This is a genomic window from Thermococcus sp. 2319x1, from assembly GCF_001484685.1.
Taxonomy (GTDB): domain Archaea; phylum Methanobacteriota_B; class Thermococci; order Thermococcales; family Thermococcaceae; genus Thermococcus_A.
On sequence record NZ_CP012200.1, the window covers coordinates 950,394 to 974,692 of the forward strand.

A 24,299-nucleotide genomic window follows, 5' to 3' on the forward strand; every position below is an offset into this window, starting at 1 on the left:
ACCCTATGAGCGCTGACGCTTCTTCCCTTTCTTTTTAGGAAGCAGTCTAACCTTACTCCCGCAGTCGGGGCATATGTCTTCTGGCGGTTGAGTTTCGAACTTTCTCCCACAGCCAATGCAGACGTAGCGCCATTTTATGACCTCCTTTATTCCACGCTTCAGCGTTCTAAACTTTAAGCCAAGAAGGGTTGCAATGTTTTGAAGGTTGTAGTCATCGGTAAAAATCTCTCCCCTGAGTTCATGGGCTAAGGCCAAGATTTCAATATCCGCTTCGCTTAACTCTCCAAGCTCCCCGCTCTCTAAAGCTTTCTTCTTAACAGCCTCTATGCCCTCCCTTGAGGGAACGAGAACCTTAACCTTTCCCGCACTAATCAAGCTTTCAACGAATACCCTGGATTCCGGGTCTTTAATCTCTTCAAGCACCTTTGGACTTGTGACCCCTTCAACATCGACCCCTTGAAGGAATATTGAAGCATCTATAACAAGCATGATGTGCGATTGGAAAAAAGGGTTAAAGGGTTATCGCCCTATTACTGGATGGTGAAAACAATGAGAATAGACCTCAACTCTGACCTCGGTGAAAGCTTTGGGAGGTACAAGCTTGGGCTTGATGAAGAGGTTATGAAGTACATAACATCGGCAAACGTTGCATGCGGCTGGCATGCCGGTGATCCGGTGGTAATGAGAAAAACTGTAAAGCTTGCAAAAGAGCTGAACGTTGCCGTCGGAGCTCACCCAGGTTATCCAGACTTAATGGGTTTTGGAAGGAGGTACATGGACATAACGCGGGAAGAGGCAAGGAATTACATCCTCTACCAGATTGGGGCATTATATGCGTTTGTGAAGGCCGAAGGGCTGGAGCTCCAGCATGTTAAGCCCCATGGGGCACTTTACAATGCACTCGTTAAGGACGAAGGGCTTGCAAGGGGAGTCTTAGAGGGAATAGCAGATTTCAACAAGAGGCTTATTTTCGTTGGGCTCTCAATGTCAAAGCCATTGGAGATTGCAGAAGAGATGGGGCTAAAGGTGGCCCATGAGGTATTTGCTGACAGAGCCTATAATCCAGACGGCACACTTGTCTCAAGAAGAAAACCCGGAGCGGTCATTCACGATAAGGAGCTGATAGCGGAGAGGGTAATCTCAATGGTCAAAGACGGGGGCGTTAAGGCAATTAACGGCGAATGGGTTGAGCTCAAAGCGGACACAATCTGCGTCCATGGAGATAATCCTCAAGCTGTTGAGATAACAGCGTACATAAGAAAGCGCCTTGAGGAAGAGGGGATAAAGGTTGTTCCCATGAGGGAGTTTATTTAGACCCTTGGAAAGTTTAATAATGAACCAACAATGTCCACGGGAAGGGACATGCCGAACATCGTTGATGCCTCAAAGGAATTTTTGCTAAAAATCTTGAAGGAAGGGACATACAATGGACTAACGGCTGTAACCTACAACACAAGGCATTTTGAAAAAGGTCTCTGGGAGGAATCCCAAAATCTGACTGTAGGTGATTTCTATGTTTCCAATTTTTAAACCGGCTGGCGATTCAGCCATAGCAATAATTTTTGGCGATGAGATAGATGAAAATGTTAATAAAAAAGTCCATGCCGTTGCGGAAGCAATTGAAGAAGCAGCTCCAGAGTGGCTCATTGAAGTTGTGCCCACTTACACAAGCGTTTATATCTACTATGATCCCCTCAAAATCTCATACTCTGAAGTTCTCGAGGCCGTAAAGCCTTTCCTTTCTGCGGAGCCCAGAGAGGAGGAAAAGAGAATCATCGAGATACCTGTTGCCTACGGAGGAGAATTCGGCCCGGACATAGAGTTCGTTGCGAAGTACAATGGACTAACGGTTGAGGAGGTCATTGAGATACACTCAAAGCCCCTCTACAGAGTTTATATGCTTGGATTTCTCCCGGGGTTTGCATATCTTGGCGGGATGGACGAGAGAATTGCAACACCAAGGCTTGAGAAGCCTCGCTTAAAAGTTCCAGCCGGGAGTGTGGGCATAGCTGGGAAGCAAACGGGATGGTATGCCATAGAAAGCCCGGGGGGATGGCGTTTAATTGGAAGAACACCCCTGAAAACTTTTGATCCTTCTAAAAGCCCGCCAAGTATAGTAAGGGCTGGGGACTACGTTAAGTTTAAGCCTATAAGTGAGGGGGAGTTCTGGGAGATTTATAAGCAAGAATGGGGCGAGAGCGATGATAGAGCTTGTTAACGTTCCTTCGCCAATGACAATCCAGGACTTGGGAAGGACAGGTTATCAAAAGTTCGGAGTGCCGGTAAGCGGGGTTATGGATGAGGTCTCTGCCAGATTGGCAAACTATCTCGTGGGGAATGGGGACAATGCTCCTCTGCTTGAATTCGTCCTGAGGGGACCAACCATAAGGTTTCACTCTTCAGCCGTTTTCGCCGTAAGCGGGGATGTTGATGCAAAACTAAACGGTATTCCCATTAACCCATGGGAGAGCCATTGGGCAAGGAGGGGCGATGTGTTGGAGGTAGGAACTCTAAAAAGTGGCATGTACGGCTACATAGCCTTTGCCGGAGGAATAAAATGTGAACCGATTCTTGGCAGCTGCTCCACCTATATGAGGGCTAAATTTGGAAAAGCACTCAAAAGTGGGGATGTCCTGAGGCTTGGATATGCTCCGCTACCGGAAAGAGAGGGAAAGAAGCTTCCGAAGGAATTAATCCCCAAATATTCGAACGAGAGTGAAGTTATGGTGATTTTAGGGCCCCAAGAGGAGCACTTCACAGAGGAGGGCATTAAAACATTCCTGAGCTCAACTTATGAAGTAACATCTGAGTCCGATAGGATGGGATACCGTTTAGAGGGTCCAGTAATAGAGCACTTGGAAAGAGGTGCCGATATAATCACCGATGCCATCCCCCCTGGGTCTATTCAAGTCCCAAAAAGCGGCAAGCCGATAATAATGCTCGCTGACAGACAAACAACTGGAGGATATGCAAAGATTGGGATCGTGGCAAAGGTGGATATTCCAAGGGTAGCTCAAACAAGGCCGGGAGGAAAGCTCAAATTTAGAGCAGTTAGCGTTGAAGAAGCTCAGGAGGCTTTGAGAAGACGCGAGGTAACGCTGGAGGCCGTAAAGATGTTCCTCCTCGGGAAGCTGAGGGCTTACAAATTGAAGGTGTTTGGAGAAGAGCTAATAGCCTTCACAAAAGTAGAAAAGAAGAGGTAGTCACTCTTTTTCCCGCATAACACGGACAAGTTTGTATTTTTTCCCATTACATTCAAAATCCCCGAGAATTTCAAGAATTTTGACACTGTCACCTTCAAAAAGCCCTTCGGGTCTAACGAGGTTTTGCTTCTCCGGATCACTGCAATCCACAAAGCTCAGCTTTATCTTAGATCCCACTATAGCTATTCTTGGCTCTATTGCTATTTCTATTGCCGGTTCCACTACTTCTACCACCCTTACTTTCCCCTCGTGGAGAGGACAGGAGTGCTCTATGTTTCTGACCCTTACAACTTTGTACCTCCTTCCAGGTTCGAGGTTACCTACGCAGACCCTTGCCAATCTGCAGCTTTTACATGGATCTGCTGGGCCGTAATAGATGAACTCTACCCCGGGTTTTGCAAGCTTTTCTCCAACCAGCGTGATTACCATTTTAACACCTCCTATGAAGGATGATCATATTACACCTGTTATTTTAGCCGCTTTCTCAGCCGCTTCCCTTGTGAGGCCATCTTTACCCAAAATCGTGTACCTCTCGGGCCTAATTGTGTGGGCTATTGTTAATGCTTCCACAATGTACTCCGGATCAATCCCCAACTCGTATGCATTAGTAGGTGCCCCAACCCTCTTTAAGGTTTCCCTAATCTTCTGCCACTTAAGGCCATGCAGATAAGCCATTATTATTGTTCCTACCCCACACTGCTCTCCATGAAGGGCAGGCTTTGGAGCTATTGCATCCAACGCATGGCTGAAGAGATGCTCCGCACCGCTTGCGGGTCTGGAGGAGCCGGCAATGCTCATTGCCACACCGCTTGATATCAATCCCTTTATCACCTTTCTCACACTTTCTTCATTGCCCAGTCGTATGATATTGGCGTTTTTGATAACCATCTTTGCGCTCATAAGAGAAAGCGAAGCAGCGTATTCACTGAAGTATTCCCCTTTGATCTTATGGGCCAGCTCCCAGTCCTTTACCGCTGTGAGGTTGCTTATCATATCCCCAACTCCAGCCGCGAGATACCTATAGGGAGCCGTTTTTATGACCTCCACATCCGCAATAATCGCTACGGGAGGACGGGCTTTTACTGAGGTTTTGGTGCCGAGGTCCTTTATTGAAGCGTTTGCACTCGCTATGCCATCGTGAGAAGCAGTTGTAGGAAAGCTTATGAAGGGAACATCGGCCTTAAAAGAAGCCAGCTTTGCTACATCTATTATGCTCCCTCCCCCAACACCGATAACCCAGTTTATGCCTTCATTCCCTATCACGTTGAGGGTCTTTTCAACTTCCTTCATTGAAGCTTCCTTCACCGTCAAGCTCTTTACATCAAAAAAATCCTTTAAGTGCTTCTCCACATCTTTTCCAGCAATTTCTTTTGTTTTTGGACCATAAAGAATTAGAGCCTTTTCACCCAATTTAAGTCGCTTGGCAACTTGGCCAACCTTATCCTTAAGGTTTTCGCCAAGAAGAACCTCCCTTGGTAGCTCCATTAAATGCATGATCATCCCCCTTCTATTCTTCTCCCTCGGAGCTTAAAAAATAATTGGAGGAAAAAGTTTTAACTTATCCCGGAATATTCCTTGCGGGTGATTAAATGGGCATCGGAGAGGTCTTTCAGAGATATTTCATAGACCCAATAAGGTATAATCAAGGCTACAACGTTGTAAACACCCTCACTTATGCAATAATTCTTGGATTGGCGGCGCTTGGAGTGTATAGAGTTCTCAAAAAACTCGGTATAGAATATGACAATGCATTCTTTAGGGCTTTAATCCCTTACATGATTCTGGGTGCCTTTGGGAGGGCCCTTACAGATGCGACGATAATCCCCAGAACTTATCTCACAGTTACGCCGGGCATATATTTTCTCGTGTTTGCAATAACCTTCTCCGCTCTTTTAATAACGCATAAATTCTTCGAAGACTGGAGAAAAGTTTTCCTTTACTTTGGATGGGTTCTCGTTGGGGGAGAAGTTCTGCTCCTGGTTTTTAATCTGGACAAGGTAAGCTTTAACTTCGAAGTTTTAAAGTACTTCATACCATTTGTATCCTTGGCACTATCCTTGATATACCTCCTTTCCAAGAGGATAAGGCTCGTGAGAGAAAACTACTACCTTTTCTATGCCCACTTCTACGACGCAACGACGACTTTCGTGGGGGTTGATTTTCTCGGCTACTGGGAGCAGCACGTGCTGCCAAGGTACCTCATGGGGCTAACCGGAACTGCCGCAGTTATGTACCTTTTGAAGTTTTCCGTTTTAATGGTCGCCCTCTACCTGATGGAAGAGCTTCAGGAGAGCGAAAGTGAGAAGGAGCTTATGGATTTTATAAAGATGGTAATGTTTATCCTCGGCTTTGCCCCTGGAACGAGAAACCTTCTGAGAATGCTTATGGGGGTTTAGATATGCATGAATGGAATGAGATAGCCCTAAATCTCGCAAAGGATATTGAAAGAGAAGTAATGCCTCTCTTTGGGACAAAAAAAGCCGGAGAATTCATCGGGTTTAGCCCGAGTGGTGACAAAACTAAACTCGTAGATAAAGTTGCAGAAGATGTCGTTCTGGAGTACCTTAGACCCCTCGGCATAAACGTGGTGAGTGAAGAGATAGGGAACATAGAGGCTGGAAGTGAATACACTATTGTCGTTGACCCCATCGATGGTTCTTTCAACTTTATCCAAGGCATCCCTATCTTTGGATTCAGCTTTGCAGTTTTCAAAAATGAAAAACCCTCCTATGCTATGATCTACGAGTTCATCACAAAGAACGTTTATGAAGGAATTCCCGGTGAGGGAGCCTATTTAAACGGGGAAAGGATACGAGTTAGGCATTTAAATGAAAATTCCATCTCAATAAGCTTCTACACAAGAGGTAGGGGAGCAGAGCTCGTTGAGAAAGTTAAGAGAACAAGGGTTTTAGGTGCCATAGCAGTTGAACTTGCCTATCTCGCTAGGGGCTCTCTGGACGGTGTAATAGACATAAGGAATTATGTAAGGCCGACAGACATAGCTGCTGGCTATGTAATAGCAAAGGAAGCTGGAGCTATTATAACCGACGATAGCGGAGAGGAAATAAAGTTTAGATTAGATGCGAGGGAAAAGCTCAACATAATAGCGGTAAATGATAAGAGACTCCTTGAGCTCGTACTTGAAGTTATTTAATAAACGGCGAAAGATTTAAAAACAAAGCACAAAGATGTATATGCGGAAGTGCCGGGGTGGCTCAGCCTGGTCAGAGCGCCCGGCTCATAGGGCCGCTCCCCTTCGGGGGAGCCTGGGAAACCGGGAGGTCGCGGGTTCAAAGCCCGCCCCCGGCACCATTAGAATTTTTCTTGGTGTTCTCATGCTCCTCACAAATCACGCAAAGGAGAGGATAATCAAACGCCTTTCAAAAAGCAGAAGATATGAAAGAATTTACTCCGCTCTTCTGGATTTCCTTAAAGGAACAGAAAAAATTGAAGTTAACGATAGGATCGTTATATTCACGGATAAAAGAAAGTCCCTCGTGTGCTCCAAACTGGAATGGAGGAAACTCCCTACTGAAGAAATTTTTGGGAAAGTCGAAGACATTGAAGAAGCTTACGAGTGCGTATTTTGGGGAGACAAAAAAATTGTAAGGAAAACTACTCCGCGGAAGTTTTTAAGCGAAATTCCTGATGGCAGCTTTTACTTCTACATAAACAGGGAGAAGAGAGTTATCTATGTGGGGGAAGAAGAACCTTTGCTTGCCATAACATTCAGGCCCGCAAAAAGGAAAGAAAGGGACTACGTTGGAATTACAAATATCTCCCCAAAGGGTTCCTCTTGAATAAGCTCGACCTTCCCCATGTTTGCTAAAAACAGCAAGTAAAGGAATGTTCTCGCTATTATCTTAGGGGTTGGGTCAAATATCAGCTCCCAGAAGGATATTTTCTCCTTTGTTTCTTCGTAGAGCTCTTTGACTATTGCATAAAGCCTGTTCACGTGCTTCTCTATGTCCACCCTGAAGTCATCAACAACGAATATTTCCTCTTCAATATCAACTTTCTTTTTCATACTGGGTTTTTTCTTTTCCGCCTCTTCCAGTGCATCCATGAGGGCCTCAATGAGATCATCAAGGGTATAATAGCGCTCCACCCTTCTCAGCGGTGGCACGTAAGGTTCCACTTCAACCCTTATCCTTTCTTCCTCATTCTCTTCTTCCTCTTCCTCATTGCCGTAAAGCAGAGCTTCGGTTTTCATCCTAAGGAGGATGGAAGCGGCGAGGATTGCTCTGGCAGATATCCTTAAGTCGAGATCCTGCATCTCCCTGATCCGCTCGATGTATTTCTCTGTGAGATCAACTATGTCTATGTTCCAAGGGTTTACCTTACCCATTGTGACGAGCTGGAGGAGGATGTCAATGGGGGTTATCTCTTCCTCTCTCCTCTGCTCCATCTTTCTTCACCTAAATTGCTGCATTTGCATTCTTCGCCCTTGCCTTCTCCAAATATTCCATCGCTTTCTCCAAGCTTAGGCTGACAACCCTTGAGATTCCGTTGCGCATTGATACCCCTATTATCTTGTCCGCATTGGCCATCATGACGTCCCTGAGTGTTATTACTATGAACTGGCTGTCTTTAGAGGCTTCTTTTATTAAATCCGCAACCCTCTTTACGTTTGCGTCATCAAGGTGGGCATCGATTTCGTCAAAGAGATAGAACGGGGCTGGCTTAAAATGCTGAATTGCAAAGACAAAAGCCAATGCCGTCAATGCCTTTTCTCCACCGCTCATTGCCTCTATTCTCTTTACTTCCTTTCCAGCTGGCTTTGCCTCTATGTCCAGTCCACCGCTGAAGGGATCCTCGGGATTTTCAAGTATTAGCTTAGCCTCTCCACCGGGAGAGAGCTTTGCAAACAGCTCTGAAAAGTTCTTTGCAATGGCATTCAGCGTCCTCATGAAGACATTCTTTTTCTGTGCCTCTATTTCATTTATGAACTCGACGATGCTGTCCTTTTCTGCCTCAAGCCTCTCCCTTTTAGATTTAAGCTCAAGGTAACGCCTCTCCACAACTTCATAGTCTTCAATCGCTTTCATGTTCACGGGCTCAAGCTTTCTAATTTCTTCCTCCATCTCGTCTATTTCCTCTCTGAGCTTCTCCAAGTCAAGTGGGATTTCTTTAACAAGCTTAACGTCGTGATGCTTGAGCTCTCTGTTCCTCTCCTGAAGCTGGACTTCATATTGAGCGATTCTTATCTTGAGTGAGTTTGCCTCAATTCTGAGTTTTTGTAGGGTATCTCTGAGCTCTTCCTTCTTTTCTCTTAACTGCGAGATTTCCTCTCTAAGCTTTTCTCTTTCATCTCTAAGATGCTTGAGCTCTTCTTTCACTTCTTCCTCTGCCTCCTGTAGCTTCTTGAGCTCTTCCTGCAGTTTGGCAATGTCTTCTTCGTTTTTGCTTATGCTGGCCTTGAAGGCGTTTATTCTGTTTATAAGCCCTTCAATCTCTTCCTCCAGATCAGCTTTTCTTGGAATTAGCTCTTCGTTAATCCTCACATCGAGGTTTTCAAGCTTTGATTCAACTTTGCTGAGCTCCTCTCTAAGGGCACTGAGCTCGTGCTCTACTTCCCTTATCCTCTGGTTAAGTTCTCTTGCCTCTGGGTTGTCAAGTGCTTTTCTCAGCTTTTCCCTCTTCTTCTCAAGTCTTTCTATTCTTCCGCTGAGCTTCGCGAGCTCACCTTTTGTCTGATGAATCAACTCTTCAAGCTCCTTTATTCTCTTTTCACCTTCTTCGATTTCCTCTTTTAGAGCGTTGTCTTCATTGAGCAGTCTATCCATTTCCTTTTGGAGAACCTGGAGATCTTTTGAAAGGTCGCTCTTTTTCATTCTCAGCTCAAATAGCTCTCTCTCCAATCCCCTCTGTTCAATTTTGAGGGCGTTTATCTGGGACTCCAGAGAGTCTTTCTCTCTTTCCAGAGCCTCCAAGCGTTTCTTTATCTCATCGGTATTTATCCCAAGCTTCGCCTTTGGTCTGTAATAACCTCCGACAATTGCCCCACTTCTCTCTAAGAGCTCCCCCTCAAGGGTGACCATCCTGACCTTTCCGATTCCAACCTCTCTGGCTTCATTCATATCGGTGACTATCAAGGTATCTCCAAGCGCAAAAGAAACAGCATTTTTGAACTTCGGATTGTATTCAATAACATCCATAACGGGGATGCCCTTTGAAGTCTCAACAAGTTTGCTTGGCTTTATTTTATTTAATGGAAGGAACGTGAGTCTTCCAAGCTTGTTTTTCTTGAGGAAAGTTATCGCTTTTTCTGCAACTTTATCATCCTCAACAATCACGTTGTCTGAATGAGAACCAAGGGCGACTTCGACAGCAGTGAGATAGCTTTCATCCTTGACCTTTATAAGCTCTGCTAAAGAACCGTAAATTCCGGGGATGTTCGCTTTCTTCAATGCCTCAAGTGTCCTATTGTCGCTGATTTCTCTCTGTGCCTCTGATTTTATAAGTTCTTCGTTTACCTTTTTAATCTCGGGAAGGAGTTTCTCCAGCTTTTGTTGCTTTTCTTCGAGCTCTTTCTCAAGTACCCTCAGCCTACTGGTAATTTTTTCCATCTTGCCCTCTACTTCTGACAGCTCGGCTTTTTTCTTTTCGATTTCCTCTCTGGTTTCCTCAATTCTGCTTTTAAGTGCCAATCTTTTTGCAGAGTGTTGGGCATTTTTAGTCTTAATTCTCTCTATTTCATCGTTCATCTTTTCGATTTCATTTTCTTTGAGGTAGTACTCTTTTTTTGAGTCTTCAAGTTCTTTTTCAACCTTGTCAAATTCCTCCTTGGCTATTGAGAAGTTCTTGTCTATTTCCGCCAGCTTCAGAACAAGCTCGTTCCTTTCCTTCTCTTTCTCCCCTATGTCTTTGAGGAGCTTTTCCTTTCTTTTCTTCCATCTTTCTATTGCAGATTTGCCCCTCTCTATCTCCTCAGAAACAGCCTTAAGCTCTTCCTTCGTTTTTACGAGCCTTCTTTGACTTTCTTCAGTTTCTCTATTCGCTATCTCAATGTTTCTCTTCGCCAGCTCTATTTTGGAATTAACTTCACTTATCTTCCTCGTTACTTCAAGGATGCCGTCTTCGCTTTTCTCTTCAAGTTCCCTTTCAATCTGATTGAGTGCTTTTTCTTTTGCAATTATTTCCTTTGCAATCCCTTCCAGCTTTTTGCTGATCTCATTTATTTCTTCTTCAATTTCCCTGTTTCTTTTCTGGCTTTCTGCAATTAAATTCTCAAGCCTTTTCACTTCTCCCACAAGCAAAGTTGTTCTGGCTATCTCCAGCTTTTCTTTTAGGTCGAGGTACCTTAAGGCGTCGTTCCTTTCTTTTTCGAGCTTGTCGAGCTGTGTTTTCACTTCCCTAATAAGCAGATCAACCCTTGCCAAGTTTTCCTCTGCCTGTTTTAATTCTTCAAGAGCTTTCTTTTTCTTTTCGTCATATTCAGCAACTCCAGAAATCTCGTCTATTATCATTCTCCTCTCGGTCGGACTCATTTTAATGAACTTGGTTATGTCTCCTTGAAGAACTAAGTTGTAGCCATCGGGAGATATCATTGCGGCGCTCAACAAATCGAGGATATCACTTCTGCTGGTTCTCTTTCCATTAAGCCAGTAAACACTTCTCCCGTCTGGATAGACGCGCCGCTTTATGACTACTTCATCTTCATCTATTGGAAATCCCCTATCTTCGTTGTTGAAATGTATCGCAACCTCTGCGTATTTGGCCGGCTGTTCTTCCCTCGTACCGGCAAATATTAGGTCGCTTATCCTTGTTGCACGCATTGCTTTCGGTGATAAACCGCCGAGAACAAAGAGAATAGCATCACCGATGTTGCTCTTGCCGCTTCCATTGGCACCAACTATCGCCGTAAACCCACGAGAAAAAGGAACCACGACCCTTCTGTTTCCATATGATTTGAAACCCTTCATTTCCAGTCTCTCTACATAGGGCATGTTTAACACCTGAGCCGAGTTAAGGTAAAACGTAGTTATATACCTTTCTCCGCCTTAAGAGAGCATGCCCTCAAGCTCAAGAATCTTTTTTTGTCGCAAATAGACCACAGGAATGCCGTTTTCGCGGAGCTTTCTCTTTAATGCTTTGTCGTTAGTGCATACTATCACATTCGGGGTTTTTAGTGCAAACTCAAGTATCTGCTGGTCTATAGGTTTCTCTCCAAACTCACCTACCTCCACAATATTGAACTTTTCAGCTAATCTTTTGGCCATTCTAACGGCTATAAGGTCTTTTCCTTTGACCTTACGCTCTATCACACTGAGCTCGTCAAGAACAACGTTCGGAATTAGTATTTCAAACTTTACATCGAGAATCCTGCGGAGTTCACTCACTATATCAACTCCAAACTGACCCGGAATCAAAAGGAAATTCGTGTCTGGAATAACAATCCACTTCCGCATAAAATCACCAAAAAAGGGAAAGAATCACTCCCTTATGAAGCCATAACCGATAAGTCTCCACCTTGAGCCCACCTGTCTGCTGATTGCAACTCTTTCTCCGGGCTCCGCACATACCGGGATTTGAAGCTTGAGTTCAATTTCATCCTTGCTCAACCCCGTCACGAGGCCCATTGTTCTCGCCGTTCCCACGTTGAGGAGGAGCACTTCCTTCCTCTTTATCGGCTCTACTCTAAGTTCTTCTTCTGTCCCAACTACCCTTTCAAGGAGATGTACCTCTAACCTAAAATCCTGCCAGACCGGTGGGAGTTTGCCCGGCTTTCCAACAACGTTGCCCGCCATTAGATCTCCTTTGGTCAAGAAGGGATCAAGCTTAGTCCCAACTCCCACCAATCCACCGGGATATGCCTCCTCCACAAATCTCCCACCTGCTTGAAGAGAAACTATCTCGGTGGTTATGGGCTCGTATTTTATCCTTCCGTGTTCCTCATATGGAACCCCGGGTCTTATTTCGATCTCATCTCCAACCTTGAGCTTTCCTTGAATAATCGAACCCCCAATAACCCCACCGACAAGCTTTTCTGGAGGAGTTCCGGGTTTATTGACATCAAAACTCCTCAAAACAAGCATCCTTGGTGGTTTGTTTGGATCCCTTTTGGGCGTTGGAATGAAGTCTTCTATGGCCTTTATCAGCACATCTATGTTTGCTCCGTGAAGGGCGGATATTGGAATTATGGGGGCGTTTTCCGCTACGGTGCCCTTGATGAACTCCTTAATCTGTCTGTAGTTTTCCATGGCTTGTTCCTTCGTTACGAGCTCAATCTTGTTTTGGGCGATTATTATGTTCTTGTTCCCTACTATCTGCAATGCCATTAGGTGTTCCCTCGTTTGAGGTCTTGGGCATGGCTCATTTGCGGCAATGACCAAAACTGCACCATCCATTAGGGAAGCCCCAGCCAGCATTGTGGTCATCAAAGCCTCGTGGCCCGGAGAGTCTATAAAAGAAACTCTCCTCTCGAACTCGGTTTCAGAACCACAGTATGGACATTTTGGAGAGGTAGAATACCTTCCACAGCTTGGACACTTTCTTATTTCGGCGTCGGCAAAACCTATCTTGATCGTGATACCCCTTCTGAGCTCCTCGCTATGTGTATCAGTCCAAATCCCGGTTAGAGCTTTTGTTAGTGTTGTCTTACCGTGATCAACGTGACCTACCATACCGATATTAACCTCAGCCTGCTTAAACTTCTTCTTTGCCATCTCCTCTCACCTACCTAAAGTAAGAAAGGAGTAGCCTTATAAGGTTTCCTAAATCCGACTCTCATTAAAAGTCACATTAATGAGAAAATCCGTTTAGACAAAGAAAAATTAAAAAGCATCAGGAGACTTTGATGTAAAATCCAACCGGGACTGGTGTGTCTCCGTAGGTGTCACCGTACCAGTGGTGCGCTATTGGGATTCTCATAGTGTACTTGCTCTTTACACCCTTAAAGTGCAGGTAAGCTCCGTTAGTACTCTGTACATGTCCTAAGACAGCATAATTAACGTAATCCTCAAGGCTGAAACCTGCAACCAGCACGTTGAGCCAAGCGGGAGCCGTCTCTGGAGCGAGGGAGCTCACAAGGGCCCCCAGGGGGGCGCCGATGTTGAAGCCCTCTCCATCTGTCCCCACGTAGATTTCACCGTAAAAGTCCTCAATATCCGCTTTGTTATTGTAAACTGCGTCTGTTTCTTCAATCCACTGGCTTGGAACGCTGTAGGGAGGCTCCCCATAGGATTCCCCGCTATCGATGTGATATATCCCGTTGTAATAATCGGTATCAAACTCGTCTATCTTTACAAAGTACCTCTCGTTTCCGGTTGGCTCGCAGTAGAGGGAGCAGTAGTACTCCTTCTGATAAATGTAGTGAACGGTTCCCTTAATCCAAATGTACTTTGATGAGTGGGGATAAACTGTTGCTGTCCATGACGCCTTGTACTTCTTTGTTGTTGATCTGCCAAGGGCTTTTAAGGTTATTGAGCTCGGGTCGAAGCTTAGTTTTTCCGAAATCTGATCCCCAAAAGCCACTGTAACCATCGGACCCCAGTAGTAGCTTCCCTGAAAGGCCATCTCGATATTGGCATAAACACTGCTGCCAGCGTTGTTTTTGATTATCATTACGGGCACTTTCTGATGGAGGTAGTATTTGTCCTCCACGGTTTTCCATTCGTAGTAAACGTCGTGTGCCATTGGCTGGACTTCGGAATTTTTCGAGTTCAGGGTTCTTAAATCCTTGATTCTTGCTTCTTTTAGGTTGAACTTGAGTTCAATGTTTTTTGCAAGGATATTCTTTTCACTACTTCTGAGTTCGAAGCTTTCCGGTGGTAGAGTATAGATCTTCCCATCTTTAACGACCCAAACGTCAACGCCGATAAAAGCCGTGTTAGAGCCTTTCTTCACCGCAATGCCTCTTGGTGCATCGAGGTTGAGTTTTATCACGTTCTCCTGTAAGATTAAGCTTTTGAGAATGCTTCCGGTTAGAGTTCCCTTTTTTAAGATTTTTATACTCCCGTTCTCGCCGAACGTCCAGATGGTGTAGTAGACTTTTCCGTAGTTGGTTAGAGGTCTTCCGCTCTCGTCAAGGAGAGAGACTTTGGCGCCGCCGATGGGTGAGGCTTGATAGCCTAGAGCTCCAAGCACTAACAATCCAGCGAGTAGCGCAAGCGGTTTTTTCATGTTTGCGCCTCCTACCAAAAATTGCGGTAATATTTTGACTTCAAGGCTTATAAATAATTCCTTTTACTAATTGTAAAGAGTTGCGTGGGAATGCAATCAGGAATTGAAAACGGTTGAAGTTAAACAAAATTAGAGAAAAGATCAGAAGACGATCTTCATGTTGACCTGGACGATCTCGGAGCTTATCGTATTACCCCTAACGGTTTTCTTCCTTCTCTCTCCCCTCTCTTGAGGCCTAAATCCGGGACCTCTTGAAAGGAGAATCCTAACCCTTCTCGGCCCATGAACGTCAGGCCTCATTGGGAAGCCATCCTTATCAGTTCCCCCGGTTATTTTGAGCTTAGCATCTGCCGGAATTTCACTTCCAAAGATTTCACTCAAATTAAGCCCCAACTCCTTGGCCTCTATTTCGTCTCCTATTTTGAGGCCAATCAACTTATCTGCCTCGGCTCCAGTAATTTCTACTTGCTTTGCGATACCACTCTTTGGATCGGATATTACAAGCTTAAATGTCGCCATTTCCTCCCACCTCCACGTTCATTAGCGGGATTCATTGGGTAAACCCCTTGTCCACCATGGGCTAAGCGGCTTCATTTAAAAAGGTTTCTTCTGCACTGTTAGGATAACTTAATTATCGCCTCCTGAGCCAACTCGGCGATATTTCCAGGCGGTCGGCCAAGCCGAGAATAAAATCTGACAAAATTATGTCAGAAGGCAAGCAGAAAAACAAACTTCTGAGCTTTCCATTCTTTACCGATGAAATTATTCCAGAAACGCCTCGTCCTCTTCTTCACCGTCCTAAATCAGTGCCCAACACTGTGCCTCGGGCGAAGGTTACGTGAACAAAACAATAGTCCTACTGCCTTGATTTTTCCTACATGGAATTTTGTTGCGGCGAAAGGGTTTAACAGTATGCTTTTAGTACTCCACGCCCTTTCTGGCAATTACTCCCTTAGTATAGGGATGTTTTATTTCCCTCATTTCTGTCACATAGTCTGCTAATTCATAAAGCTCTTCCGGACAATATCTGCCCGTTAGAACAAGCTCAGTATTTGGGGCCTTTTCTTTTATGAGTTCTTTAACCTCTTCTATTTTTATCATCTTAAACCCCAAAGCTACGCATATTTCGTCTAGAATTACGAGATCCCAATCACCGCTTTTAACGACTTCCTTAGCTCTTTCCAAGGCCTTTCTTGCCGCTTCAATCTCTTCTGGCTCAGGTTTTCCGTGAACGAACTTTGGTAAACCATAGGATTCAACAACAACCCCGCATTCTTGGGCTTTTCTCTGTTCGCCATAAACATTAGCTGATTTCAAAAACTGTATCATAATAACCTTTCCTCCGTTTCCAAGCATTCTTAATGCTAATCCCAAGGCGGCTGTGGTTTTTCCTTTTCCGTTCCCTGTGTATATGTGTACCAAGCCGAGTTTCTCTTTCCAGTCAACCATCCCAATCACCGAAGAGACTTGGTGTTGGAGTATTTATCCATTGCGGAAGAGCTTTTATTTTTTAGGCATATCCTTATTGGTGGTCCGTATGAAAGCTCCTGAACTTGGCATCAAAATTGGGGTTTTTGAACATGGAAAGAAAAACTCAATAAGCGATGTTAAAGGTGTCAAAGTTGGTCACGTCACTTTGATTAGGGGAGAGGGGAAGCTTATTCCGGGCAAAGGGCCTGTAAGAACAGGGGTAACAGCTATAATCCCTCATGAAGGGAATATCTATAAGGAAAAGCTTCTGGCAAATGCTTTTGTTATGAACGGTTATGCCAAGCCAGTTGGCTTAGTTCAAGTGCAAGAACTGGGAACCCTTGAGACGCCGATAATACTAACCAACACTCTAAGCATCGGCACTGCTGCTGATGCCCTTATAGATTACATGCTTGGTCAAAATGAGGACATAGGAGTTAGTACAGGCTCAGTTAATCCAGTGGTCATGGAATGTAACGACTCCTACCTAAATGACATCAGAGGTAAGCACGTCAAAAGAGAGCACGTATTTGAGGCAATTGAAAACGCAAAAGAAGACTTTGAAGAAGGTGCCATTGGCGCTGGAACTGGAATGAGTGCCTTCGAGTTTAAGGGAGGCATTGGATCTTCTTCTAGGGTTCTACATATTGAGGGTAGAAAGTACACTGTCGGAGCTTTGGTTTTGAGCAACTTTGGTAAAAGAGAGGATTTAACGATATCTGGAGTTCCCGTAGGGCTGGAGCTGAAGAACTGGCCCGGAAAAGGAGGAGAGGGAAAAGGAAGCGTAATAATTGTTGTTGCAACCGATGCTCCCCTAACTTCAAGACAGCTGTACAGGGTCGCTAAGAGGGGAGCCGTAGGGCTGGCAAGAACCGGGGGTTATGCATATAATGGAAGCGGAGATATAATTTTTGCCTTTTCGACTGCTCAGAGAGTAAAACACTATCAAAAAGAACCCCTAAGCATAAAAGCACTCCCCGATAGCATTCTCTCACCCCTTTTTAAAGCTACAGCTGAAGCCGTTGAGGAGGCTATAATTAACTCCCTCCTCCAGGCAAAGACCATGAGCGGAAGAGACAATCACATCCGCTACGCCCTTCCCAAAGAAGAGCTCATAAAAATAATGGAGAGGTATGGAAGGCTGGAAAAAAGCTGAGGTGGGAGTATGGGCATTAAACATCTCTTCCCCGGATTAAAGAATTTTAAAGCTTATTTGAACACGGCAAGTGCTGGATTTTTGCCTTTGACTGCTCTCAAAAGAATTATGGATTTTTCGTCTTATTTGGTAGATTTCAGGGAAGGAGCTGACTCAGTTGATTTTCTTGAGAAAGAAATCATGGAAAAAGTCCTTGAAGAGGGAGCAAAGCTTTTTCATACCAGCAAAGAGAACCTAACCCTAACGATCCAAACAACGGAGGGGCTGAAGAGATTGCTCTCATCTCTGGAGCCGAGAAGGGGTATGAATATTGTCTCCTTTGATATGGAGTTTCCCTCGCTCGCCTGTCTTCTTAAAAGTTATGCAAAAAGATACAGCTTAGAGCTTAGGATTGTCAAAAACAAAGGTGGCTGGTACTTCATTGAAGATGTTGAGAAAGCTGTGGATGATAACACCTTTGCGGTAATCGGAAGCAGTGTCCAGTGGATTTCTGGGCAGAGGATGAGCCTAAGGGAAATATCCAAAGTTGCCCACGAGCACGGGGCATGGCTTATAGTAGATGCCGTTCAGCATGCCGGTAGTTTGGGGTTATATCCAGAAAGGGAAGGGGTTGATGCCTTTGTTGCTGGGGGCGAGAAGTGGTTGCTCAACCCTTCCGTAGGTTCCGGGATTATGTATATCTCCAATGAGCTTATCGAAGAGGCCTCACCGGTAGCTGGCCTGTTGAACATGAAGCCTCCTATGGGAGAGTGGTCATCGTGGTGGGGAATGCCGGAGAAGAATCCCTGGGGAGAATTCGAACTTAGAAACGATGCGAGAAAGCTTGACTTTGGAGGTGGACCGCCCTACCTTATGGCAACAGCCCTCTGGGGAGCCCTTGAGTTGATAAATGCCCTAAACATAGAAAAAATCGAGAAGCACAACATCAAGCTTGCAGGAAAGATCAGGGATGAAGCTCTGAGCCTGGGGTTAGAGGTTATTGGTAACGAAAACTGGGAAAACTCGGCAATAGTTACAATAAAGACCGGTTTGAGCTATGAGAAAGAAGAAGAAATTTACCAACAGATGATCGCTGAAGGAATAAAGGTCAGCCACAGGGGAGCGTTAGGTCATTACGGCATACGGGCTTCTCCTCATCTGTACAATGAAATGGAGGATGTTGAGAGATTTTTGGACTCTCTCGTTGATTCTCTTTCTAAACTCTGATCTCCTCATATTTTTTCTTCATTAACAGAGCATCGCCCTCTATGTTGGGGCTCTCGCTTATGACAACTCCTTTGACCCTGAACTCTTTCAAAACCCTTAGCAAATCCTCCCACTTCATGTCACTTTCTTGCAAATTCAAATGGTTCTTTTCGCCCTTTTCGGAGTAGTTTATCCCGCTTATGTGAATGTGCATGTTGTTTAATGCCTCCTTTCCAAGTTCCTTCTCGATAAGTGATAGCATCTCCCTCCACTCTTCAGCACTGTTGTACTTTCCTTTGTTTCTCGCATGACAGTGGGCAAAGTCTATAGCCGGCAAAACCTGTTCAACATCTTGGCTTAGCTTTATTAGTTCCTTAAGGTTTCCAAATTGTGTTGGCTTTCCAGTCAGCTCTGGCCTTATCCACACGTCTATCCCCTTGTCCTGTAGCACTCTCACGATATCCTTTATCTCGCTCTTAATTCTTTCATAGACCTTTAATGGCTCTTGCTTTAAATAATAGCCCGCATGAAATACCACACTCCAGCCTCCAGCCTCGTACAAACGCTCAGCACTCTGGATTATCCTCCTTTTGCTTGCTTCAACCTTCGCTTTCTCTGTTGCATTTAAATTGATGTAATAAGGTGCATGTGCCGTGAGAAGAACATCGTTTTTTTGTGCGACGTATTTTATTTTTTTAGCCGTTTCGGAGTTTATATTAACTCCTCTTACAAACTCAAGCTCCATTGCATCTAAGCCAAGCTTTCTAACCTGTTCTATGCCTGAGATCGTTGAGGGCTTTGGCGTTGAAAGGGGTATTCCGGCTGTTCCGAATCTCAGCCTGTCAATCTTTATCATTTCCACCACCCAGAATTAGGTAACCCTAAAAATATAAAAACTTTAACTTCTCTCGATTTTTTCTCCCAAGATGCGTTCAAGTTTTGAAATGCTTTCTCTAAGCTCTTCCTCCAGCTCCTGTATCTGCCCCTCGAAAGATCTTATTTTCTCTTCCTTTTCTTGGATTTTTTTCTTTAGCTCCTCAATTTCCCGTTTTTTGGCTTTTTCTTCACCTATAAAGGTTGAGAGTTTCTCTTCGATTTTTGTTAGTTTTTCTTTCATGGCATTTAGCTCTTGAGACTCCACTACTAAGCTTGCTTTAGCCCATTCTACGGTTTTCTTGTACTTCTTGTCGAGTTTGTTTTCGATTCTATCGAGCATCTTCAGAAACTCCTCTGGATGGTGAATGGCATAGGCAGAATCCTTTAAAAATTCTCTTGCAGTCGTATCTGGCACCCTCATTCTTTTTATTGGTTTTTGAAGCTTGGAAACCTGAGAACGGATCTTTATTTCCTTTTGCGATATTTCTCTTCTGAGCTTTTCTTCCAATTCTCCAAGGGCTTTAAGCTCTGGCTTATTTTCGAGCTCCTCAATTTGTTCCTGAAGCCTTTTTAACTGCGTCATGAGATTTTCTTTTGAACGTTCCTCCTCTTTTACATGGCTTTTAAGATCTTCCAATTCTTTTAGCAGCTCTTTAGCCTTCACGTTTTCAATACCAAGTTTATTTACCTCTTCAAGATACGCAGAGTACTCCTTGGATAGAGACTTTAAAAGGGCATTTAGCTCATATACCTCCCTCTCAAAGATCAGAAGCAAATGCCGCCCATGAGCAACATGAAACTTAGAAATTTCCGGCAGTATTTTTTCGACATCTTCAATGCTTTCTATCTTTTTCACCATATTTCGGAGCGCAGTTACGTATCTCTCCTTCTCAACCTCCACAATTCTTGCTAATTGGGGATCAACCTTTTTGGGCAACTCTCTCTGCTCAAGTTTCTTAAGATTTTTGAGGATTTTTGAGACAATTTCCTTGGAGCTATTTGTGTATTTTTCAGCTGTTTTTTGTCTTTGTTTTTTGACATCTTCCCTTACTTTTTCATACTCCCGGAGTGCTTCTTTCAGTTTCAACTTTCTCCCATCCTCTTACTTTATCCCTTAGATACATTCCCACGAGGGTTGCAAGGGCTATATCGGCAATTGCTATAAGTCCCTTCTTCAGGAATTCGATTGAATAGAAGGACACTATTGAGAGAGCATAAAGCGTGGTAACGTCAATTGTTATCCACAATGCCGGCAACAGCAGAATTCCACTTATGTAATACCATATATGGTAATCCCTTCTCAGATAAGAATGAACGATCTTGCCTATCATTAAAACGCCCAGCGCAACGATAAATGGGGTATTTATGGCATTTAGAAAAATAACTGCTCCCAAGAGCTCCGTCCCAGGATACCTGCCAGTTAGCTGAAGTGCAATGCTCTCCAAGTTAAGGTAAGCATTCACGGCTCCAGCGAAGAGAACAAACATCGCCGCGATGGCAGAAACGAACTGTATAAATCCCTTGGTTAGGAAATTTCCTAAAACTTCCCTTATCCGAAAGGCTTTTGCGAAGAAGTAGCCTCCTATGAGAAAGAGTATTACCCCGGTAACGGTTGAGGAAATTATTGCAACACTCTGTTGGTATTTTATAGAAAGCAATCGGGCAATACCATAGATGAGCAATATCATTCCGGGAAGTCCAAAGAATATTTTTGCTGCCTCGGGATCACTTAAGATTTCTTTTAGATAGCGATACAAAATGTAATACGTTGTCTCAATGCTTTCGCTTTGTTTTACTACAACCCTGCGAGTGCTTATGATGGGGATTCTTGAAGTTATTACGGGGAATATTTGCTCATCTTCCGCTCCATCTGTCACTGGTATAACCCCATCAGCGGGGAAACGCTTAAGAACCTCTTCCAGTTGTTTTTGCAGTTCTAAATCGCTCTTAACTCCCACGTCAGGATGTCCTGTGATAAGGGCCACCTCAACATCGTCAAATTCTCCTTTTTCCTTAAGCTCGTCATAGAGCTTTATCGCAGCATACAAAACGTTGGCATCGCTGTCTTCGGGATCGGCAAGGCTAAGTTTCAGAGCGGCATCTATGCATGCATCCCTTCCAATAACAGGTCCTCTAACCCCGGCTTTTTTTCCAAAATCATCATCTCTATCGATGGCAAGCACCAGTACTTTAATCTTGATCCCCCCAGACTTTCTCCAAAACTGACTTTACCTTATCCTCCATCTTTCTGTCCTTGTCCCTTCTGTCATCAATTCTTATCGTTGTTGAAACCCTCTTTGCACCTAGCGCAAACATCGCTTCATGGGCCTCTTCAACTATTCTCAGCCCTTCTCTGAGAGTTGGGACTTCAATGATTGTGCCCATAGGAGTCAATTGATATTTTACTCCCTTCTCCTCTAAAAGCTTTACTACATGAGCGATATATTTGCTTAAGCTCAGCTCCCCCAGGGGAACAATGACAAATTCAATAATCACTCCCATTTTCGACACCTGGCTAAATTAGAATCGACGATTTTTTAAGCTTAACGGTGGAAAGCCTGATACTGTCGGGATAACTGTGGCATCACCTCCTTAAGCCATTCAGCAAAATCACCGGGTGACCTTAAAACCAGAATGAAGCCCGGCAAAATTATACCAGAAGGCAAACAGAAAAACAAATTTTTGAGCTTTCCACTCTTTAACCCTGAAATTATTCCAGAAACGCTCCGTACTCCCCTTCAACGTCCCAAACCAGCGCTCAACACAATTCCTCGGCCCGAAAGTCACATGCGGATAACCCAACCCCAGAAAGCAGAACTTATACCACAACATTAACCAGAAAGACAGGCTGCTCTTCAAAGGACTTCAAAACAACCAGAATGAAACCTCTATCAACCCACCAGTTTCTAAGGGTTGCAATCCAGACTGCCAAAACCTCCTTGCTCTCAACGTGGATTATGGCCCAGAGAACTCTTCTCTCCCGTTGATTTTTGTTATTGTTTCCTCAACTGCGATGAAGTTTCTCCGTTTTTTCACTCCAAGGATTTTTTGGCCGGTAGATTGCTTCCGCTATTTTTTGAACTGCTTCGGCTCTTGTGTGGCTTATTTCGAGTATTCTGGAGACTTGTCGGTAGCTGAGGCCTTGCAATAATTCTACTGCCCCGACTTTCTTTTCTGGTTTTGTTTTGGCAAGAGGGTTTTAAGGAAGTAAATAATGACTTCGGCCTTCATGCCCTCCTTCTTTTTAAACCCGACACCCCAATGCTTATCCTAACAGTATCGAATCTATCCCAAGAAGACTTTTAAACCTCCCGCTTTACCTCTATTCATGCGGGCATATATACTTGCCTTTCCCGAGAAGAAGTGGGAGAACTATCTGGCTCCAATACTTGAAGAGCCCATGGTAAAGATAGTAGAGAAAAGGCTTTTGAACATAAAGAGAATTGATGAGGTCTTTACAGTAGTCAGAAAAGACAAACTAAAAAAGTTCTCACTCCATGTTTCGAATCCTATCGGTGTGAGTGCGAGAAACAAGCTTGAAGCCCTTCACAGAGCTTTGCCCTTTTCGGGAGATATCTTCCTTGTAGAAGGTAACATGCCCCTGGTGATGCCGTTTTTGGTGGATTATCTTTCAACGCTATTTTACGAATCCTATGCCGATGCTTTAATTCCAGTATGGGCTGATGGGAGTTTTGAAATTACCCACGCTTTCTACAATGCAAGAGCGCTAAGAAAAGCCATTGAGACGTGCTTAAGCGAAAACGAGAGAAGACTAAGTTGCATTGCAAAGCACCTTGACTACGAAAAGATAAGTATAGAGGGGCTTATCAAGAGAAATCCAAAGGTTTCGCTGAGCTTTTTTAAGGTGAGAAGCTCCTTTGACATTAGATTTGTGGAAGAAAATATTGGAAAGGGGCTCTAAATTTTAATGCTTTTATGAACCCTATCGGCAATTAGAACAGCAAGCCCTCCTTTTAGGGCATCTATTGGAATAAAGGGAGCAACTCCCAGCAAAAAGGCCTTTTCAAAATCTCCTCCCATGAAAAATCCTAATCTCAACCAGCCTAGGAGGTAGATTGTTAGAATCCCTATCGCAGAGCCTATGGCGTAGTTCTTAATATCTTTTTTCTTTTCGCTTATCAGCCCTGCTAAAAATGCCGCAACGGGAAACGATAAGAGATAGCCCCCAGTAGGCCCGTATATATGCCCAAAACCTCCACTGAAGTTTGCAAAAACTGGAAGCCCAATGGCACCCATAAAGAGATACACTAGCTGACTCAGAAATCCAAGTCTTGTTCCCAATATTAGACCGCTCAACAAAACAAAGAGCACTTGAAATGTTATTGGCACGGTACCAATTGGAATTGCTATTTGAGCTCCAATTGCTGTTAAAGCCGCGAAGAGCCCAACATAAGATATCTCCTTGGCCTTCATGTTACCACCTATATCATAGAGATTTTGTTAACCTTAAAAATTTTTTTGTTAACTAATTCAAAACTTTTTAATTTCCCCATCATAGCGATTTTCATGATGAGGGCTATTAGGGACAGTCCAGTAAAGCGCGAAATATTAAAAAAATTAAGGTGTAGAGAAGTTGTTTCAGGCGATGAAATTGCCCGAGAAGTTAAAACATCCCGAGTAGCCGTTTGGAAACATATAAAAGAACTGAACAATCTGGGATATTCCATAATTTCGACCCCAAAGGGATATACCTTGATTAGTGAGCCTCGCAAACCTTATCCATGGGAGCTTGACTTTGAAAGCTACTACTTTAAAGAAATAGAATCCACCATGGACGTTGCAAAGGAACTCGCTGAAAAAGGCGCAAAAAATGTTTTTGTAATAGCTGAAAAACAGACACAGGGAAGAGGAAGGATTGGAAGAAAGTGGAGTTCTCCGGAGGGGGGTTTATATTTTTCTCTAATTCTAAGGCCCAAGTTGCCCTTAGCTGACATAGATAGAGTCAGATACCCAGTTCTGGAAGCATTAAAAGAAGGGCTGGAGGACTATGGCCTCCCTGTGGAGATTGCTCCAGAGGGGAATATTTTTGTGAAAGGAAAAAAGATAGCCGGTATCCTAGTAGAAGCTGAAGGTGAACTCGACCAAGTGAAATACGTGATAGTTGGGGTTGGGGTAAACGTAAATAACGTAGCTCCCGTAAACGGGACTTCAATGAAAGAAGAACTCAAAAGAGAAGTAGATATGCTTGAGTTCACCAGAAATCTCTTCACAAAAATATATCAACATCTTTCAGCAGAGGCAATTTTTTAAAGCATTGTCTCAAA

26 protein-coding genes, 1 tRNA gene and 1 pseudogene are annotated in these 24,299 nt (G+C 44.0%); 12 read left to right on the forward strand and 16 right to left on the reverse strand.

Annotation, left to right across the window (positions count from 1 at the left end; genetic code table 11):
- Positions 1 to 3: 3 nt before the first annotated feature.
- A complete protein-coding gene (locus tag ADU37_RS05355) occupies positions 4 to 489 on the reverse strand; it encodes a type II toxin-antitoxin system VapC family toxin (protein WP_058946632.1) in 486 nt (161 codons plus the stop codon).
- A gap of 60 nt (positions 490 to 549) precedes the next feature.
- Here ADU37_RS05355 and ADU37_RS05360 point away from each other — a divergent pair, with 60 nt between their 5' ends.
- From ADU37_RS05360 to ADU37_RS05370, 4 genes are read left to right on the forward strand one after another with little or no spacing between them, the layout of a single operon-like run.
- Positions 550 to 1,314 carry a LamB/YcsF family protein gene (locus ADU37_RS05360; RefSeq protein WP_058946633.1) on the forward strand — a complete coding sequence of 255 codons (765 nt, stop codon included), beginning with the start codon at positions 550 to 552 and terminating at the stop codon, positions 1,312 to 1,314.
- Between the two features lie 30 nt (positions 1,315 to 1,344).
- Positions 1,345 to 1,530 (forward strand): hypothetical protein, encoded by a 186-nt coding sequence (locus ADU37_RS11290; protein WP_144433206.1) that lies wholly within the window; start codon positions 1,345 to 1,347, stop codon positions 1,528 to 1,530.
- Complete coding sequence (pxpB, locus tag ADU37_RS05365) at positions 1,514 to 2,218, forward strand: 5-oxoprolinase subunit PxpB (protein WP_058946634.1); 705 nt, start codon at positions 1,514 to 1,516, stop codon at positions 2,216 to 2,218. The genes ADU37_RS11290 and pxpB overlap by 17 nt, the downstream gene beginning before the upstream one ends.
- Positions 2,202 to 3,203 (forward strand): biotin-dependent carboxyltransferase family protein, encoded by a 1,002-nt coding sequence (locus ADU37_RS05370; protein WP_058946635.1) that lies wholly within the window; start codon positions 2,202 to 2,204, stop codon positions 3,201 to 3,203. The genes pxpB and ADU37_RS05370 overlap by 17 nt, the downstream gene beginning before the upstream one ends.
- Here the strand turns inward: ADU37_RS05370 and ADU37_RS05375 are convergent, their stop codons facing one another.
- Both ADU37_RS05375 and ADU37_RS05380 read right to left on the reverse strand, forming a co-directional pair.
- On the reverse strand, positions 3,204 to 3,632 hold the full coding sequence (locus ADU37_RS05375; RefSeq protein ID WP_058946636.1) for a UPF0179 family protein: 429 nt from the start codon (positions 3,630 to 3,632) through the stop codon (positions 3,204 to 3,206).
- Between the two features lie 24 nt (positions 3,633 to 3,656).
- On the reverse strand, positions 3,657 to 4,697 hold the full coding sequence (locus tag ADU37_RS05380; protein WP_058946637.1) for an NAD(P)-dependent glycerol-1-phosphate dehydrogenase: 1,041 nt from the start codon (positions 4,695 to 4,697) through the stop codon (positions 3,657 to 3,659).
- A 95-nt stretch (positions 4,698 to 4,792) separates the two neighbouring features.
- Between ADU37_RS05380 and ADU37_RS05385 the strand changes: the two genes are divergently transcribed.
- The 4 genes from ADU37_RS05385 to ADU37_RS05400 all read left to right on the forward strand — a co-directional run bounded on the left by ADU37_RS05385 (position 4,793) and on the right by ADU37_RS05400 (position 7,003).
- Entirely contained in the window at positions 4,793 to 5,599 is an 807-nt protein-coding gene (locus ADU37_RS05385) for a DUF63 family protein (RefSeq protein WP_058946638.1), read from the forward strand.
- Positions 5,600 to 5,601: 2 nt separating this feature from the next.
- Positions 5,602 to 6,357, forward strand: a complete 756-nt coding sequence (locus ADU37_RS05390) for a bifunctional fructose-bisphosphatase/inositol-phosphate phosphatase (RefSeq protein ID WP_058946639.1) — start codon at positions 5,602 to 5,604, stop codon at positions 6,355 to 6,357.
- Between the two features lie 50 nt (positions 6,358 to 6,407).
- A tRNA-Met gene (locus ADU37_RS05395) sits at positions 6,408 to 6,515 on the forward strand.
- Positions 6,516 to 6,538: 23 nt separating this feature from the next.
- Positions 6,539 to 7,003 (forward strand): hypothetical protein, encoded by a 465-nt coding sequence (locus tag ADU37_RS05400; RefSeq protein WP_058946640.1) that lies wholly within the window; start codon positions 6,539 to 6,541, stop codon positions 7,001 to 7,003.
- Here ADU37_RS05400 and ADU37_RS05405 read toward each other — a convergent pair.
- From ADU37_RS05405 to cobO, 7 genes are all read right to left on the reverse strand, one after another.
- Positions 6,961 to 7,611, reverse strand: coding sequence for a ScpA family protein (locus ADU37_RS05405; RefSeq protein WP_058946641.1), 651 nt, complete (start codon positions 7,609 to 7,611; stop codon positions 6,961 to 6,963). The two genes, ADU37_RS05400 and ADU37_RS05405, sit on opposite strands and share 43 nt — an antisense overlap.
- Before the next feature lie 10 nt (positions 7,612 to 7,621).
- Complete coding sequence (gene smc, locus ADU37_RS05410) at positions 7,622 to 11,152, reverse strand: chromosome segregation protein SMC (RefSeq protein ID WP_058946642.1); 3,531 nt, start codon at positions 11,150 to 11,152, stop codon at positions 7,622 to 7,624.
- 54 nt (positions 11,153 to 11,206) lie between these two features.
- A complete protein-coding gene (locus ADU37_RS05415; protein WP_058946643.1) occupies positions 11,207 to 11,614 on the reverse strand; it encodes a PIN domain-containing protein in 408 nt (135 codons plus the stop codon).
- 24 nt (positions 11,615 to 11,638) lie between these two features.
- A complete protein-coding gene (locus tag ADU37_RS05420) occupies positions 11,639 to 12,871 on the reverse strand; it encodes a translation initiation factor IF-2 subunit gamma (RefSeq protein WP_058946644.1) in 1,233 nt (410 codons plus the stop codon).
- Positions 12,872 to 12,989: 118 nt separating this feature from the next.
- Positions 12,990 to 14,327, reverse strand: a complete 1,338-nt coding sequence (locus ADU37_RS05425) for a hypothetical protein (RefSeq protein WP_058946645.1) — start codon at positions 14,325 to 14,327, stop codon at positions 12,990 to 12,992.
- Positions 14,328 to 14,468: 141 nt separating this feature from the next.
- Positions 14,469 to 14,846 carry a 30S ribosomal protein S6e gene (locus ADU37_RS05430; protein WP_058946646.1) on the reverse strand — a complete coding sequence of 126 codons (378 nt, stop codon included), beginning with the start codon at positions 14,844 to 14,846 and terminating at the stop codon, positions 14,469 to 14,471.
- A gap of 399 nt (positions 14,847 to 15,245) precedes the next feature.
- On the reverse strand, positions 15,246 to 15,776 hold the full coding sequence (cobO, locus tag ADU37_RS05435) for a cob(I)yrinic acid a,c-diamide adenosyltransferase (RefSeq protein WP_058946647.1): 531 nt from the start codon (positions 15,774 to 15,776) through the stop codon (positions 15,246 to 15,248).
- A gap of 88 nt (positions 15,777 to 15,864) precedes the next feature.
- On the opposite strand from cobO, the gene ADU37_RS05440 reads away from it, so the two are divergent.
- Positions 15,865 to 16,953, forward strand: coding sequence for a P1 family peptidase (locus ADU37_RS05440; RefSeq protein WP_058946648.1), 1,089 nt, complete (start codon positions 15,865 to 15,867; stop codon positions 16,951 to 16,953).
- Positions 16,954 to 16,962: 9 nt separating this feature from the next.
- Entirely contained in the window at positions 16,963 to 18,159 is a 1,197-nt protein-coding gene (locus ADU37_RS05445; protein WP_058946649.1) for an aminotransferase class V-fold PLP-dependent enzyme, read from the forward strand.
- Here the strand turns inward: ADU37_RS05445 and ADU37_RS05450 are convergent.
- The 5 genes and pseudogenes from ADU37_RS05450 to ADU37_RS05470 all read right to left on the reverse strand — a co-directional run bounded on the left by ADU37_RS05450 (position 18,149) and on the right by ADU37_RS05470 (position 22,245).
- Entirely contained in the window at positions 18,149 to 18,994 is an 846-nt protein-coding gene (locus ADU37_RS05450) for a deoxyribonuclease IV (RefSeq protein ID WP_058946650.1), read from the reverse strand. The two genes, ADU37_RS05445 and ADU37_RS05450, sit on opposite strands and share 11 nt — an antisense overlap.
- Before the next feature lie 42 nt (positions 18,995 to 19,036).
- Complete coding sequence (locus ADU37_RS05455) at positions 19,037 to 20,101, reverse strand: hypothetical protein (RefSeq protein WP_058946651.1); 1,065 nt, start codon at positions 20,099 to 20,101, stop codon at positions 19,037 to 19,039.
- Positions 20,070 to 21,197 (reverse strand): DUF373 family protein, encoded by a 1,128-nt coding sequence (locus tag ADU37_RS05460; RefSeq protein ID WP_203226269.1) that lies wholly within the window; start codon positions 21,195 to 21,197, stop codon positions 20,070 to 20,072. The genes ADU37_RS05455 and ADU37_RS05460 overlap by 32 nt, the downstream gene beginning before the upstream one ends.
- A 7-nt stretch (positions 21,198 to 21,204) precedes the next feature.
- The gene (locus ADU37_RS05465) at positions 21,205 to 21,516 is read right to left on the reverse strand and encodes an MTH1187 family thiamine-binding protein (protein ID WP_058946653.1); all 312 of its coding nucleotides are present in this window, start codon (positions 21,514 to 21,516) and stop codon (positions 21,205 to 21,207) included.
- A gap of 41 nt (positions 21,517 to 21,557) precedes the next feature.
- Positions 21,558 to 22,245 (reverse strand): annotated as a pseudogene (locus ADU37_RS05470) (IS6 family transposase).
- A 97-nt stretch (positions 22,246 to 22,342) separates the two neighbouring features.
- Here ADU37_RS05470 and ADU37_RS05475 point away from each other — a divergent pair.
- Entirely contained in the window at positions 22,343 to 22,936 is a 594-nt protein-coding gene (locus ADU37_RS05475; RefSeq protein ID WP_058946654.1) for an NTP transferase domain-containing protein, read from the forward strand.
- On the opposite strand, the gene ADU37_RS05480 is transcribed toward ADU37_RS05475, so the two are convergent.
- Positions 22,933 to 23,448 carry a biotin transporter BioY gene (locus ADU37_RS05480; protein WP_058946655.1) on the reverse strand — a complete coding sequence of 172 codons (516 nt, stop codon included), beginning with the start codon at positions 23,446 to 23,448 and terminating at the stop codon, positions 22,933 to 22,935. The two genes, ADU37_RS05475 and ADU37_RS05480, sit on opposite strands and share 4 nt — an antisense overlap.
- 24 nt (positions 23,449 to 23,472) lie before the next feature.
- Between ADU37_RS05480 and ADU37_RS05485 the strand changes: the two genes are divergently transcribed.
- The gene (locus ADU37_RS05485) at positions 23,473 to 24,285 is read left to right on the forward strand and encodes a biotin--[acetyl-CoA-carboxylase] ligase (protein WP_238982013.1); all 813 of its coding nucleotides are present in this window, start codon (positions 23,473 to 23,475) and stop codon (positions 24,283 to 24,285) included.
- Positions 24,286 to 24,299: the final 14 nt, after the last annotated feature.